The sequence below is a fragment of the Aromatoleum petrolei genome (assembly GCF_017894385.1).
Lineage (GTDB): Bacteria > Pseudomonadota > Gammaproteobacteria > Burkholderiales > Rhodocyclaceae > Aromatoleum > Aromatoleum petrolei.
Genome location: NZ_CP059560.1, coordinates 2,268,812 through 2,283,583 on the forward strand (window position 1 = coordinate 2,268,812; position 14,772 = coordinate 2,283,583).

Consider the following 14,772-nt stretch of genomic DNA (forward strand, 5'->3'; position numbering starts at 1 on the left):
ACGGATGGGACACGGATGCGGCAGCGCAAACAGGTTTTTACAGCACATCAGGCAAATCTCTGATAACGCGCCTAAAATGCAATTTTTGCATCGCAACGGAAATACACCGACCATGGATCGCAACGTCACCGACTTCATCCAGAACCGCACCTTCGACGAGATCCAGGTGGGCGACCGCGCCCAGCTCGTCCGCACCCTGCGGCCGGACGACATCCACCTCTTCGCCGTCATGTCCGGCGACGTGAATCCGACCCACGTCGATCCCGAATTCGCGCGCTCCAGCCAGTTCCGCGAAATCGTCGGCCACAGCATGTGGGGCAGCACGCTGATCTCCACCATCCTCGGCACCGAATTCCCCGGCCCGGGCACCGTCTATGTGTCCCAGGGACTCAATTTCCACCGCCCGATCACGATCGGCGACACGCTGACGATCACCGTTACCTGCCGCGAGAAGTTCGAACACAACCATCACATGGTGTTCGACTGCCTCGCGCTCAACCAGGACGGCCTGAAAGTCATCGACGGCGTCGCCGAGGTGCAGGCGCCCACCGAGAAGATCAAGCGCGCACGCGTACACCTCCCCGAAGTCACGATCTCCGACCGCGAACTGCGCTACGGCCACCTGCTGTCCATCACGGCGGGCATGGCGCCGATCCCGATCGCCGTCGCCCACCCCTGCGACGCCGAGTCGCTGCGCGGCCCGATCCAGGCCGCACAAGCGGGCCTCGTCATTCCGGTGCTGGTCGGCCCCGAAATGAAGATCCGCGCGATCGCCGAGCAGGAAGGCATCGACCTGCACGGCGCGCGCATCATCGACGTCGCCCATAGCCATGAAGCGGCCGAGACGGCCGTGACGCTCGCCCGCGAAGGGCAGGTCGAGGCACTGATGAAGGGCTCGCTGCACACCGACGAACTGATGGGCGCGGTCGTGTCGAAGGCGGGCGGACTGCGCACCGCGCGCCGCATCAGCCACGTCTTCCTCGCCGACGTGCCGACCTACCCGCACCCGCTGTTGATCACCGACGCTGCGATCAACATCGAGCCCACCCTCGAGGACAAGGTCGACATCATCCAGAACGCGATCGACCTCGCCCATGTCATGGGCCTGCCCGAACCCAAGGTCGCGATCCTGTCGGCGGTCGAGACGGTCACCTCGAAGATCCGCTCCACCATCGACGCCGCCGCGCTGTGCAAGATGGCCGACCGCGGCCAGATCAAGGGCGGCCTGCTCGATGGTCCGCTCGCCTTCGACAACGCCGTCTCGCTCGTCGCCGCCAAGACCAAGGGCATCCGCTCGCTGGTCGCGGGCAACGCGGACATTCTCGTCGTGCCCGACCTCGAATCGGGCAACATGGTGGCCAAGCAGCTCGAGTATCTCGCCAACGCGCTGATGGCCGGCGTCGTGCTCGGCGCACGCGTGCCCATCGTGCTCACCAGCCGCGCCGACACCGCCGAAACGCGCGCCGCCTCGTGCGCGATCGTGCAACTCATGGCGCACAAGAAGCGCGAGGCGCGGCTCGCATGAAGGCTGTACTCGTCATCAACGCCGGCTCCAGCAGCCTCAAGTTCGCGCTTTTCGCGATCGAACCGGAGCTCGCCCACAGCCCGGCGCTGTCCGGACAGATCGAAGGCATCGGCGCCACGCCGCTGCTGTCCGCCAAGGACGCGGCAGGCCATCGCTACCACGAACCCGTGCTGACCGGCGGCAGCCAGGGCGAACAGCACAAGGACGCGCTCAACCACCTGTTCCGCTGGCTCAGTGCCCACAATCCCGACCTCGACATCGTCGCCGCGGGCCACCGCATTGTGCACGGCGGCGAGCTCCACAGCGCGCCCGTGGTGCTCAACGAGTCGGTCCTGCGCGACCTCGAAGGCTTCATCCCGCTCGCTCCGCTGCACCAGCCGCACAACCTGCGCGCGGTGCGCGCCGTCGCGGCCCTGATCCCCGAGATTCCGCAGGTCGGCTGCTTCGACACCGCCTTCCATCGCACGCAATCCCCGCTGGCCCAGGCCTTCGCCCTGCCGCGCGCGATCAGCGCCGAGGGAGTCAAGCGCTACGGCTTCCATGGCCTGTCCTACGATTACGTTGCGCGCAAGCTCCCGGACGTGATCGGCGAACGCGCGAACGGCGCCGTGCTGATCGCCCATTTGGGCAACGGCGCGTCGATGTGCGCGATGCGCGAAGGCAAGAGCGTCGCCACGACGATGGGCTTCACCGCCGTCGAAGGCCTGATGATGGGCACGCGCACCGGCAGCCTCGACCCCGGCGTGCTGCTCTACCTGATGGAACAGAAGGGCATGAACGCCAAGGCGCTGACGAATCTGCTGTACAAGGAGTCCGGCCTGCTCGGCGTCTCCGGCATCAGCCAGGACATGCGCACCCTGCTCGCATCGGACGCCCGCGCGGCACGGGAAGCGGTGGATCTCTTCTGCTACCGCATCGCCCGTGAAATCGGCTCGCTCGCGGCCGCCGCTGGCGGTCTGGACGCACTGGTGTTCACCGGCGGCATCGGCGAACACGCCGCGCCGGTGCGCGCCCAGGTCGCGAAGCTCTCCGCCTGGCTGGGCGTCGCCATCGACCCGGAAGCGAACGACGCACACGCGCTGCGCATCGACGCCCCGGCGAGCCGCGTCGCCGTGGCCGTCGTGCCGACCAACGAGGAAGGCATGATCGCCCGCTACACGCTGGAACGCCTCGCGCACTGATCACCTGAAGGCAGCAACGAAAAAGGGCGACCCGCGGGTCGCCCTTTGTTCATTTCGTCCGCCGAAAACGGCTCAGCGCGGCAGGACCGTCTCGCCCATGAGGAATTGATCCACCTCGCGCGCGCACTGACGGCCTTCGCGCCCTGCGGGCCGGTCGGCCCGCAGTCGTCCACTCCCCGCCCCTGGGCGGTCCGCGGCGTTCAGCGGGGCAGGACGCTTTCACCCATGAGGAACTGATCGACCTCACGCGCGCATTGACGCCCCTCGCGGATCGCCCACACGACCAGCGACTGGCCGCGGCGCACGTCGCCGGCAGCAAACACCTTCGGCGCGCTGGTGGCATAGCACCCGGCACCGTCAGTTGTCGCCTTGGCATTGCCGCGCGCATCCTTCTCCACGCCGAAGGCCTCGAGCAGCTTGCCCAGCGGGTTCGTGAAGCCCATCGCGAAGAACACCAGATCGGCCTTCACGTCGAATTCCGACCCCGCGATCTCCGACATGCGGCCGTCCTTCCACTCGAGCCGCACCGCTTTCAGGCCGGTCACCTTGCCGTCCTTGCCGAAGAATTCCTTGGTCGCAACGGCGAAGTCGCGCTCGCAGCCTTCCTCGTGCGACGAGGACGTGCGCAGCTTGATCGGCCAGTACGGCCAAGTCAGCGCCTTGTCCTCCTGCTCCGGCGGCATCGGCATCAGCTCGAACTGGGTCACGCTCGCCGCGCCGTGGCGGTTCGACGTGCCCACACAGTCGGAACCGGTATCGCCGCCGCCGATCACGACGACGTGCTTGCCTTCCGCCGAGATCGGGTTCGGGCCGTCGCCGGCCACCGCCTTGTTCTGCGGAATGAGGAACTCCAGCGCGAAATGCACCCCGCCCAGCTCGCGGCCCGGAACCGGCAGATCGCGCGGCACTTCCGAACCCGCAGCGAGGATCACCGCGTCGAATTCCTTCTGCAGCGCCTCCGCGCCGACGAATTCCTTCGCGTCATTGGCGATGCCGGGCGCGGTCGTATCGGCTCCGACGATCACGCCGGTGCGGAAGCGCACGCCCTCGGCTTCCATCTGCGCCATGCGCCGATCGATCAGCCCCTTCTCCATCTTGAAGTCGGGGATGCCGTAGCGCAGCAGGCCGCCAATACGCGTGTTCTTCTCGAACACCGTCACGTCGTGGCCGACGCGCGCCAACTGCTGCGCTGCGGCGAGGCCCGCGGGGCCGGAGCCGACGACGGCGACCTTCTTGCCGGTCTTTGCGGTAGCCGAACGGGGCTGCACCCAGCCCTCTTCCCACGCCTTGTCGATGATCGCATGCTCGATCGACTTGATTCCGACCGCATCGGCATTGATGTTCAGGGTGCATGCCGCCTCGCATGGCGCGGGGCAGATGCGGCCGGTGAACTCGGGAAAATTGTTGGTCGAGTGCAGGACCTCGATCGCCTCCTTCCACTGGTTGCGATACACGAGATCATTCCAGTCCGGAATGATGTTATTGACCGGACAGCCGTTGTTGCAGAAGGGGATGCCGCAATCCATGCAGCGCGCGCCCTGCACCGCCGCCTCTTCGTCGGTCAGACGCAGGATGAACTCCTTGTACTTCTTCAGGCGCTCCGCAACCGGCTCGTAGGCCTCCGACAGACGCTGATACTCCAGAAATCCTGTGGGCTTGCCCATTTTTTATGCGGCCTCCAGTTGCTTCTGCTTCTGCGCGGCCATTTCGGCCAGCGCGCGACGGTATTCATGCGGCATCACCTTGACGAATTTGCAGCGCCAGGCGGTCCAGTTCTCGATAATCTCGCGGGCACGCGGGCTGCCCGTGTAGCGGGCGTGACGCTCGATCAGCCCCTTCAGGATGAGCTCGTCGCCCATCTCGAGGTGGTTGATGTCGACACGGCCGTGCGACTCGAGGTCGTCGCCCGACTCCGAGCCCTTGCGCGCCTCGATCTCTTCCGGCACCGGCTCCAGCGCAACCTGCGCCATGTTGCAGCGCTGCTCGAAGGTACCGTCCTCGTCCAGCACGTAGGCGACACCGCCCGACATGCCGGCCGCGAAGTTGCGTCCGGTCTGGCCCAGCACGACGACCGTGCCGCCGGTCATGTACTCGCAGCCGTGGTCGCCCACACCCTCGACGACCGCCGTGGCGCCGGAGTTGCGCACGGCGAAGCGCTCGCCACCGACACCGGAGAAATAGGCCTCACCCTCGATCGCACCGTAGAGCACGGTGTTGCCGATGATGATGTTCTCGGTCGAGGTGCCGCGGAACGAAGCCTGCGGACGCACGATCACGCGACCGCCCGACAGGCCCTTGCCGACGTAGTCGTTGCCTTCGCCGACCAGCTCCAGCGTCACCCCGCGCGCCGTGAAGGCGCCGAAGCTCTGGCCGGCAGTGCCGGTCAGGGTCACGTGGATCGTGTCGTCGGGCAGGCCGGCATGGCCGTACTTCTCCGCGACCCGCCCGGACAGCATCGCACCGACCGTGCGGTTGATGTTGCGCACCGGCACGTCGATGCGCACCGCCTCGCCGCGCTCCAGGGCGGGTTTCGCCAGGTCGATGAGCTGGTTGTCGAGCGCCTTCTCGAGGCAGTGGTCCTGGGTCTCGACGTGACGCTTGGCCACACTCGCGGCAACCTTCGGACGGTGGAAGATGCGGGTGTAGTCGAGGCCGCGCGCCTTCCAGTGCTCGATGCCCTTCTTCATGTCCAGCAGCTCGGGCCGGCCGATCAGGTCGTCGAACTTGCGGATGCCGATCTGCGCCATCAGCTCGCGCACTTCCTCGGCCACGAAGAAGAAGTAGTTCACCACGTGCTCGGGCTGGCCGGTGAAGCGCTTGCGCAGCTCCGGATCCTGCGTCGCGACGCCGACCGGGCAGGTGTTCAGGTGGCACTTGCGCATCATGATGCAACCTTCGACGACCAGCGGCGCGGTCGCGAAGCCGAACTCGTCCGCGCCCAGCAGCGCGCCGATGACGACGTCGCGGCCGGTCTTCATCTGGCCATCGACCTGCACGCGGATACGGCTGCGCAGACTGTTGAGCACCAGGGTCTGCTGCGTCTCCGCGAGGCCCAACTCCCACGGGCTGCCGGCGTGCTTGATCGACGACCACGGCGAAGCGCCGGTGCCGCCGTCGTGGCCGGCGATCACGACGTGATCCGCCTTGGCCTTGGCGACGCCCGCCGCGACCGTGCCCACACCGATCTCCGACACCAGCTTGACCGAGATCGAAGCCGCCGGCTGGGCGTTCTTCAGGTCGTGGATCAGCTGCGCGAGATCCTCGATCGAGTAGATGTCATGGTGCGGCGGCGGCGAGATCAGGCCGACGCCCGGCACCGAGTGGCGCAGGAAGCCGATGTACTCGCTGACCTTGTGGCCGGGCAGCTGACCGCCCTCGCCAGGCTTGGCGCCCTGCGCCATCTTGATCTGGATCTGGTCGGCATTGACCAGGTATTCGGTCGTGACGCCGAAGCGACCCGACGCCACCTGCTTGATCGCCGAACGCAGGCTGTCGCCCGCCTTCAGCTCGAGGTCGCGCGCGATGCGGTTCTCGCCGACGATCTGCGACAGGCGCATTGCCTGCGTGATCGGCTTGAAGCGCATCGGGTCCTCGCCGCCCTCGCCGGTGTTCGACTTGCCGCCGATGCGGTTCATCGCCACGGCCAGCGTCGTGTGCGCCTCGGTCGAGATCGAGCCGAGCGACATCGCGCCGGTGGCGAAGCGCTTGACGATCTCCTTGGCGGGCTCGACTTCCTCGATCGGCACCGGAGGACCGGCAGGCTTGATCTCGAACAGGCCGCGCAGCGTCATGTGGCGCTTGCTCTGGTCGTTGATCAGCTTGGCGTATTCCTTGTAGGTGTCGGCCTTGCCCGAGCGCGTCGCATGCTGCAGCTTGGCGATCGATTCCGGCGTCCACATGTGGTCGTCGCCGCGCACGCGGTAGGCGTAGTCGCCGCCCGCGTCGAGCATGTCGACCAGCACGGGGTCATTGCTGAAGGCCTTGCGGTGCAGGCGGATGACCTCCTCCATCACCTCGAACACGCCCATGCCCTCGACTTGGCTGGTTGTGCCGGTGAAGTAGCGGTCGCACAGCGACTGCTTCAGGCCGACAGCCTCGAAGATCTGCGCGCCGGTGTAGGACATGTAGGTCGAGATGCCCATCTTGGACATGACCTTCATGAGCCCCTTGCCGACGGCCTTGACGAAATGCTTGATCGCCTTCGCACCGGCCTCCGCATCGCCTGCGATCTGCCGCAGGGTCTCCATCGCGACGTACGGATGGACGGCTTCCGCGCCGTAGCCCGCGAGCACCGCGAAGTGATGCACCTCGCGCGCGGTACCCGTTTCGACCACCAGGCCGGCACGCGTGCGCAGCCCCTTCGACACGAGGTGCTGATGCACTGCGGAGGTCGCCAGCAGCGCGGGGATCGCGACCTTCTCGGCGTCGATCTTGCGATCCGACACGATGAGGATGTTGTAGCCCTGCAGCACGGCATCCTCGGCCTCGGCGCACAGCGTCGCCAGGCGCGCCTCGACGCCTTCCTTGCCCCAGGCGACCGGGTAGCACGCATCCAGCTCGGCCGAGCGGAAGCGGCTGTCGGCGTAACGCGCGATGTTGCGGATCTTCGCCATGTCGTCGAAATCCAGCACCGGCTGGGTCACCTCGAGGCGATACGGCGGGTTGATCTCGTTGATCTCGAGCAGGTTCGGGCGCGGGCCGATGAAGGACACCAGCGACATCACCAGCTGCTCGCGGATCGGGTCGATCGGCGGGTTCGTCACCTGCGCGAACAGCTGACGGAAGTAGTTGTAGAGCGGTTTTTCCTTGGCCGACAGCACGGCCAGCGGCGAATCGTTGCCCATCGAGCCGGTCGCTTCCTCGCCGGTCTTGCCCATCGGCTCGAGGATGAACTTGATGTCTTCCTGCGTGTAGCCGAAGGCCTGCTGGCGATCCAGCAGCGAGGCGCCAGGCTGCACCGCCTCGACGCCTTCCGGCACCGGCAGGTCGTCGAACTTGATGTTGATGCGACGGATCCATTCGCGATAAGGCTTCGCCTGCGCCAGCGACTCCTTCAGCTCGCGGTCGTCGATGATGCGCCCCTGCTCCATGTCGATCATGAACATCTTGCCGGGCTGCAGGCGCCACTTCTTGACGATCTTGCCGTCGGGGATCGGCAGCACGCCCGACTCCGAGGCCATGACCACGAGGTCGTCGTCGGTAACGAGGTAACGCGCCGGACGCAGGCCGTTACGGTCGAGCGTTGCACCGATCTGGCGGCCGTCGGTGAAGGCGACCGCCGCCGGGCCGTCCCACGGCTCCATCATCGCCGCATGGTACTCGTAGAAGGCACGGCGCTTCTCGTCCATCAGCGTGTGCGATTCCCACGCCTCGGGGATCATCATCATCACCGCATGGGCGAGCGAGTAGCCGCTCATCACCAGCAGCTCGAGTGCGTTGTCGAAGGACGCCGAGTCCGACTGGCCCGGATAGATCAGCGGCCAGATCTTCTGCAGGTCATCGCCGAGCAGCGGCGAATGCGTACCCTTCTCGCGCGCGCGCATCCAGTTGTAGTTGCCGCGCAGCGTGTTGATTTCGCCGTTGTGGGCGATGTAGCGGAACGGATGAGCCAGGTCCCACTTCGGGAAGGTGTTGGTCGAGAAGCGCTGGTGCACCAGCGCAAGCGCCGAAACCGCGCGCGCATCCGCGAGGTCGCAGTAGTACTCGCCGACCTGAGTGGCGAGCAGCAGGCCCTTGTAGTTGACGGTGCGGGCCGACATCGACACCATGTAGAATTCCTTGCCGTGCTTGAGCCGCAAGTCATTGATCGCGTTCGCGGCGCGGCGACGGATCACGTACAGCTTGCGCTCGAGCGCGTCGGTCACGGTCACGGTCGGGCCACGGCCGATGAAGACCTGGCGCATGACCGGCTCCTTGGTCTTCACGGCCGGCGACATGGGCATGTCGCGATTCACCGGGACATCGCGCCAGCCGAGCACCACTTGGCCTTCCGCGCGCACGGCGCGGCCGATCTCTTCCTCACACGCAAGGCGCGAGGCCTGCTCCTTGGGCAGGAACACCATACCCACACCGTACTCACCCGCCGGCGGGAGGCCGATGCCCTGCTTCGCCATTTCTTCGCGGTACAGCGCATCCGGAATCTGGATCAGGATCCCCGCCCCGTCGCCCTGCAGCTCGTCCGCGCCGACCGCGCCCCGGTGGTCGAGATTCTTCAGAATCTCAAGCCCCTGACTGATGATTGCATGACTCTTGACGCCCTTGATGTGGGCAACAAAACCCACACCACAGGCGTCATGTTCATTGGTCGGGTCGTACAGACCCTGCTTCTGGGGGAGATCCATCACGTTCTTCCTCGACACAACACGTTTGCCGGCAAAAAACCGGCGTTGATCGGGCGACGGCAGCGCCGCATGCAAATAACGCACCAAAATTGTGCAGGCGTCAAAAAGAGCCGGGATGCGCGCGCACACCGGCTCCTTCGGCCGATGCTTGACACACGGCCACTGCTTACCTTTCAGGCGGACTTAGGAATATACCTCCGCAAAACCGCTGTTTCAAGAAATTTTTGCGTTGCGGTAAGCCTATGATGCCTCAATGAATTTCGCCAACGGCGAAGAGGCGGCGGTGCTCTTTCATGGCGTAGCGGTCAGTCATTCCCGCGATGTAGTCGGCGATTGCACGCGGCGTGTCGGCGCGTGCACGCATCTGGTACTGCGGCGGAAGCAGGCGAGGATCGCTCATGAAGGCGCCGAACAGATCCTGGATGATGCGACGCGCCTTGTCCGTCATGCGCAGCACCTGATAGTGCGCGTAGAGGTTTTGTCGCAGGAAGGCCTTCAGTTCACGCAAGCGCGGCGCCAGCTCTTCGGAATACGCGACCAGACGGCCGGCATGGCGCACGTCCGCAAGCGACTGCACGCCGGCCGCCTCGATGTTCGCCCGCGTCGTGGCGATGAGGTCGAGCGCCATCTCGTTGATCATGCGCCGGATCGTCTCGTGGATCAGCCGGCGCCCGCCCAGGCCGGCCCAGCGCCCCTCCGCGTCGCGGCGCGCATCCGCGAAAACGGCGACTTCGTCGAGCTGCTCGAGGGTGATCAACCCGGAGCGCAGGCCGTCGTCGACGTCGTGGTTGTTGTACGCAATCTCGTCCGCGAGATTCGTCAGCTGCGCCTCCAGCGAGGGCTGATGGCCGTCGAGGAAGCGTTGTCCAAGCTCGCCCAGCTCCTTGGCGCGCTCACGCGAACAGTGCTTCAGGATTCCCTCGCGCGTCTCGTAGCACAGGTTGAGACCGTCGAAGGCGGCGTAATGCTCTTCCAGAAGATCGACGGTTCGCAGCGATTGCAGGTTGTGCTCGAAGCCCCCGTGCGCCTTCATGCAGGCATTGAGGGCGTCCTGACCGGCATGCCCGAACGGCGTGTGCCCGAGGTCGTGTGCCAGCGCGACGGCCTCGACCAGATCCTCGTTGAGCTGCAGCGCCCGCGCCACCCCGCGCGAGATCTGCGCCACCTCGATGCTGTGCGTGAGACGGGTGCGGAACAGGTCGCCCTCGTGATTGACGAAGACCTGCGTCTTGTACTCGAGCCGCCGGAAGGAATTCGAATGCACGATGCGGTCGCGGTCGCGCTGGAACTCGGTACGTATGCCCGGCGACGGCTCGGGATGAACTCGCCCGCGCGAATTCGCTTCGGTAACCGCCCAGGCAGCCAGCGCCATCATGCGCAGCGCGTTTCGATGGCAGCCGCGATCGCCTCGGGCGTGGCATCGGCGTGGATGACCGCCCTGCCGATGCCACGCAACAGGATCAGCCGCAACCGCCCGGCTTCGACCTTCTTGTCGTGGGCCATCAACGCCAGATAGCGTGATGCGTCAAGCCGCGGGCCATGCACTGGCAAGCCCGCGCGGCGGTGCAGCGCCTCGATCCGCGCAACCTCATCACCGCTCAACCACCCCAGCCGCGCCGAAAGCTCCGCCGCCATCATGGTTCCTGCCGCGACGGCCTCGCCGTGCAGCCAGGCCCCATAGCCCATGCCGGTTTCGATCGCATGGCCGAAAGTGTGACCGAGGTTCAGAAGCGCGCGCTCGCCCTGTTCGGTCTCATCGGCGGCGACGACCTCGGCCTTGTTCGCACAGGAGCGCTCGATCGCGAACGCCAGCGCCTCGGGCTCGCGCGCGACCAGGCGCTCGACGTTCGACTCCAGCCACTCGAAGAACGCCGGATCGCGAATCAGGCCGTACTTGATCACTTCCGCCAGGCCTGCCGCAAGTTCGTTCGCCGGCAGCGTCTCGAGGGTGGCCGTGTCGGCCAGCACGAGTTTCGGCTGGTAGAACGCGCCGATCATGTTCTTGCCGAGCGGATGATTGATCGCCGTCTTGCCGCCCACCGACGAATCGACCTGCGACAGCAGCGTCGTCGGGATCTGGATGAACGGCACGCCCCGCTGGTACGTCGCCGCTGCAAATCCCGTCATGTCGCCGACGACCCCGCCGCCCAGGGCCAGGAGGGTCGTTGAGCGCTCGCAACGCGCCTCCAGCAGCATGTCGAAGATCAGGTTCAGCGTCGGCCAGTCCTTGTGCACCTCGCCATCGGGCAAGGTCACGGCGTGCACGCGCACGCCGCTGTCGCGCAGCACGCTCTGCAGCGGATCAAGGTAAAGCGGCCCGACGACGTCATTGGTGACGATCGCGACGCGCGGCGTCCTGAGGAAGGGAACTATCAGCGAAGGGTCGGCGAGGAGGCCACGACCGATGTGAATCGGGTAGCTGCGGTCGCCGAGGGCCACATTCAGGGTACGCATATCACTTCTTGAAGTTATCGATGGCCTTCTCGATCACCCGCACCATCCCCCCGGGGTTGCCGCGGCCGCCATCGACGATGATGTCCGCGACGGAACGGTACAGAGGATCACGTTCGCGGTAGAGCGTTTCGATGCGCTCGCGCGGATTGGGCACCTGCAGCAACGGCCGGTTGCGGTCATGCCGCGTACGCTCCCACAGAACCGAGGTCGGGACGTTGAGGTAAACGACGATACCCCGCTCGGACATGATCGCGCGATTGTCCGGATTGAGCACGACCCCGCCGCCGGTGGCCAGCACGAGGTCGGACTCGTGCGTCAACTCATCAATGAGCTGAGTCTCGCGCCGCCTGAAACCTTCCTCGCCTTCTATCTCGAAGATCGTTGAGACCTTGACCCCCGTGCGAGCCTCGATCTCGTGATCGCAATCGATGAAGCGCATGCGATGACGCCGGGCATACTCACGACCAACCGTGGTCTTCCCGGCGCCCATCATGCCAACCAGAATCACTAACACCAAACCGGCATCCGATACGTAATGCCAGCAACTATACAGCAGGCCAACGAGCCTGCGCGTACGCCGATCACTTGAGCGTCAGCGTGTCCGCAACGATACGCGGCGTCAGGAATACCAGCAGCTCGCGACGTGCTGTCTGCGTAGTCGTCGAGCGGAACAGGGCGCCGAGATAGGGAATCTCGCCGAGCAATGGAACGCGATCCACGTTGGTCGTCTCCTCTTCCTCGAACACGCCGCCGATCACGACCGTTCCGCCGTTCTCGACCATTACTTCGGTCGTCACGCTCTTCTTGTCGATGGGCGGATTGCCGAGAATGCTGCGCGAGAAGTCGGCCCTGTCCTTGCTCACCTCGACCTTCAGCTGGATGCGACCGTCCGGAGTGATCTGCGGACGCACCTTGAGCATCAGGACTGCATCCTTGAAGCTGACCGTCGGCGGCTCGGTACCGCTCGAGGGCGTGACGTAGGGAATTTCCTGACCCTGCTTGATCGTCGCTTCGACCTGGTTGGCGGTGAGGATGCGCGGGCTCGACACGACGCGCCCGCGACCATCGGACTCCAGCGCTGCCAACTCGAGGTTCAGGAAACGCGTCAGGGACCGGTTGAACAAGGTCAGGTTCAGCGCACCGAACGGGTTCGTAGGCAGGAAGCCGTTGCCACTGACCGCGTTCTCGCCGACTCGATGAATGATCGTGTTGATCGGCGTATCCGGATCGGTGCTGATCTCGCCCGTCTGGGAGTTGAAGCTTCCGAATTCGGACGAACCGAAACCGATCTTCGCGCCGTCGCCGAGGTTCTTTGCGCGGCGATCGCCATAGCCGAGACGCACACCGAGATCGCGCGCAAAGTCCTTGTTTGCCTCGACGACGCGCGCCTCGATCATGACCTGGCGGGGCGGGATATCGATGTCCTTGATGAGGCTCGCAAGGGCTGCCAGTCGGCTGGCGACATCGGTGACGAACAGCCGGTTACTCCGCTCATCCACTACGACGCTGCCACGCTTGGACAGCATCGTCTGATCCTTGCTCTTGAGGAAATCGAAGATTTCCTTGGACTTGTGGTAGTTGATCTGGAAGCTCTCGGTCTGCAGCGGCTCGAGATCGCCGATCTGCGCCTTCGCTTCGAGCTGCAGCTTCTCGCGCGTCGCAAGCTCCTCACCCGGGGCGATCCAGATGACGTTGCCCGACTTGCGCATGTCCAGGCCCTTGGCCTGCAGGATGATGTCGAGGGCCTGATCCCACGGCACATCCTTGAGGCGCAGCGTGAGGTTGCCCTGTACGGAGTCGCTGGTGATGATGTTGAAGTTGGTGAAGTCCGCGATGACCTGCAGCACGGACCGGACGTCGATGTTCTGGAAGTTCAGCGAGAGCTTCTCACCCTTGTACTGGCCGCGTGCGGCACCCTGGACGAGCTTGTTCGGATCCTCGACCACTCGGCGCACTTCGAGCACGAACTGGTTGTCGCTCTGGTAGGCGTTGTGCTCCCACTTGCCGTTGGGGGTCACCTGCAGGCGGACGTTGTCGCCCTGCTGCTGCGCGGTCATGGAGGTAACAGGGGTAGCGAAGTCGGTGACGTCGGAGCGGCGGCGAAGGTGTTCGGGCAGCGAGGTCTTCAGGAATTCAACAACCAGTCCGCCGCCTTGCTGACGAATGTCGATGCCCGCATCGGGATTCGACAGTTGAACGACCACCCGGGCTTCACCATCCTTGCCGCGGCGGAAATTGATGTCCCGGATGCTGCTGCCCTCGGCGACCGCGTCACTTTTCGACGGCGCGAAATTGGCCATGGCCTGTGACACCTGGGTGGTCGTCGCACCGACCGGAGCGGCGGCACCGAGGGAAATGATGACGGAGCGCCCCTCGATTCGCGACTCGAACGGCGTCACCTTGGTGACGTTCAGGACGAGGCGCGTGCGGTCGCCCGCCTGCACGATGTTGGCGCTGCGCAGGTCGCCCTGGTCGATTTCCTGCACGCTGCGACCCAGGCCATTGACCGTGCCGGGGAAATCGAATGCGATCCGTGCAGGGTTCGCAACGCTGAAACTCGCCGGCGGCGCGGCGAGCGGCTCCTTGAGCGTAAGTTTCAGCAGTACCGCCCCCCCTTGCCGGGAAACCTCGAGATCTTCGATGCGGTTCGTCGCGGCCTGGGTTTGAGATGACGCGGCCTGCGCAAAGACGGCGGGCGCAGGAACAACGAGGGTGAACGCCGCACACAGCAGCGCAATCGTGCGTTTGATATTCATTTCCGAACCTCCTGCTGCTCCTGCAGCAGCAATGTGCTGATGCGCTCGACCCAATCGCCGTTCATGTCTTCAACCAGTTCCTTCAGGGTGACTTCCGACTCCGTGATCGCCGTCACCAGTCCGAAGTTCTGTCCCATGTAGTTGCCGACCCTCACCTGGTGCAGGTTTTGGTCGGCGCGCACCAGTGCGTGCACTTTCTTGTTCTGGGTGATCACGCCGACGAGCTGCAGGGATTCGAGCGGATAGGATTCCAAGGGCTCGCGCCTGCGATCGAGATCAGGACCGCCGCGGCGGGAGGTCTTGGTTTCCGGCTCGATGCGGCTCGCGACGAAGGGGTCTGCGGCACCTTCCGCTTCGTATTTCACGACCGGAGCGGGCTTCACCTCGGGCAGAGGTTTGATCATCTGGGGCATCGCCTTTTCCTGCTCCACCATCCAGCCCTGGATGTCCTCCTGGTCGCCTGCGCAGGCAGACAGGACGAGGGCACCTGCAAGTATCAGAAGGCGTTTCATGGC

At 65.2% G+C, this 14,772-nt stretch carries 9 protein-coding genes; 2 read left to right on the top strand and 7 right to left on the bottom strand.

Going from position 1 to position 14,772, the window contains the following annotated elements:
• Positions 1-112: 112 nt before the first annotated feature.
• On the top strand, positions 113-1,525 hold the full coding sequence (locus ToN1_RS10385; protein ID WP_169207354.1) for a bifunctional enoyl-CoA hydratase/phosphate acetyltransferase: 1,413 nt from the start codon (positions 113-115) through the stop codon (positions 1,523-1,525).
• Positions 1,522-2,706 (top strand): acetate/propionate family kinase, encoded by a 1,185-nt coding sequence (locus ToN1_RS10390; protein WP_169207355.1) that lies wholly within the window; start codon positions 1,522-1,524, stop codon positions 2,704-2,706. The genes ToN1_RS10385 and ToN1_RS10390 overlap by 4 nt, the downstream gene beginning before the upstream one ends.
• 200 nt (positions 2,707-2,906) lie before the next feature.
• Here the strand turns inward: ToN1_RS10390 and ToN1_RS10395 are convergent, their stop codons facing one another.
• The 7 genes from ToN1_RS10395 to ToN1_RS10425 all read right to left on the bottom strand — a co-directional run bounded on the left by ToN1_RS10395 (position 2,907) and on the right by ToN1_RS10425 (position 14,769).
• Complete coding sequence (locus ToN1_RS10395) at positions 2,907-4,370, bottom strand: glutamate synthase subunit beta (RefSeq protein WP_169207356.1); 1,464 nt, start codon at positions 4,368-4,370, stop codon at positions 2,907-2,909.
• Between the two features lie 3 nt (positions 4,371-4,373).
• Complete coding sequence (locus tag ToN1_RS10400; protein ID WP_169207357.1) at positions 4,374-9,047, bottom strand: glutamate synthase-related protein; 4,674 nt, start codon at positions 9,045-9,047, stop codon at positions 4,374-4,376.
• A 250-nt stretch (positions 9,048-9,297) separates the two neighbouring features.
• Complete coding sequence (locus ToN1_RS10405) at positions 9,298-10,422, bottom strand: deoxyguanosinetriphosphate triphosphohydrolase (RefSeq protein ID WP_169207358.1); 1,125 nt, start codon at positions 10,420-10,422, stop codon at positions 9,298-9,300.
• Complete coding sequence (gene aroB / locus ToN1_RS10410; RefSeq protein ID WP_169207359.1) at positions 10,419-11,501, bottom strand: 3-dehydroquinate synthase; 1,083 nt, start codon at positions 11,499-11,501, stop codon at positions 10,419-10,421. The genes ToN1_RS10405 and aroB overlap by 4 nt, the downstream gene beginning before the upstream one ends.
• 1 nt (position 11,502) lies before the next feature.
• On the bottom strand, positions 11,503-11,994 hold the full coding sequence (locus tag ToN1_RS10415) for a shikimate kinase (protein WP_244861021.1): 492 nt from the start codon (positions 11,992-11,994) through the stop codon (positions 11,503-11,505).
• A gap of 88 nt (positions 11,995-12,082) precedes the next feature.
• On the bottom strand, positions 12,083-14,257 hold the full coding sequence (locus ToN1_RS10420) for a type IV pilus secretin PilQ (protein WP_169207361.1): 2,175 nt from the start codon (positions 14,255-14,257) through the stop codon (positions 12,083-12,085).
• A complete protein-coding gene (locus tag ToN1_RS10425) occupies positions 14,254-14,769 on the bottom strand; it encodes a pilus assembly protein PilP (protein WP_169207362.1) in 516 nt (171 codons plus the stop codon). The genes ToN1_RS10420 and ToN1_RS10425 overlap by 4 nt, the downstream gene beginning before the upstream one ends.
• Between the last annotated feature and the right edge of the window lie 3 nt (positions 14,770-14,772).

Bases quoted from the DNA above. Each gene is read 5' to 3' on its own strand.
- ToN1_RS10385 (WP_169207354.1), top strand. From the start codon at position 113: ATGGATCGCAACGTCACCGACTTCATCCAGAACCGCACCTTCGACGAG.
- ToN1_RS10390 (WP_169207355.1), top strand. From the start codon at position 1,522: ATGAAGGCTGTACTCGTCATCAACGCCGGCTCCAGCAGCCTCAAGTTC.
- ToN1_RS10395 (WP_169207356.1), bottom strand. From the start codon at position 4,370: ATGGGCAAGCCCACAGGATTTCTGGAGTATCAGCGTCTGTCGGAGGCC.
- ToN1_RS10400 (WP_169207357.1), bottom strand. From the start codon at position 9,047: ATGGATCTCCCCCAGAAGCAGGGTCTGTACGACCCGACCAATGAACAT.
- ToN1_RS10405 (WP_169207358.1), bottom strand. From the start codon at position 10,422: ATGATGGCGCTGGCTGCCTGGGCGGTTACCGAAGCGAATTCGCGCGGG.
- aroB (WP_169207359.1), bottom strand. From the start codon at position 11,501: ATGCGTACCCTGAATGTGGCCCTCGGCGACCGCAGCTACCCGATTCAC.
- ToN1_RS10415 (WP_244861021.1), bottom strand. From the start codon at position 11,994: ATGATGGGCGCCGGGAAGACCACGGTTGGTCGTGAGTATGCCCGGCGT.
- ToN1_RS10420 (WP_169207361.1), bottom strand. From the start codon at position 14,257: ATGAATATCAAACGCACGATTGCGCTGCTGTGTGCGGCGTTCACCCTC.
- ToN1_RS10425 (WP_169207362.1), bottom strand. From the start codon at position 14,769: ATGAAACGCCTTCTGATACTTGCAGGTGCCCTCGTCCTGTCTGCCTGC.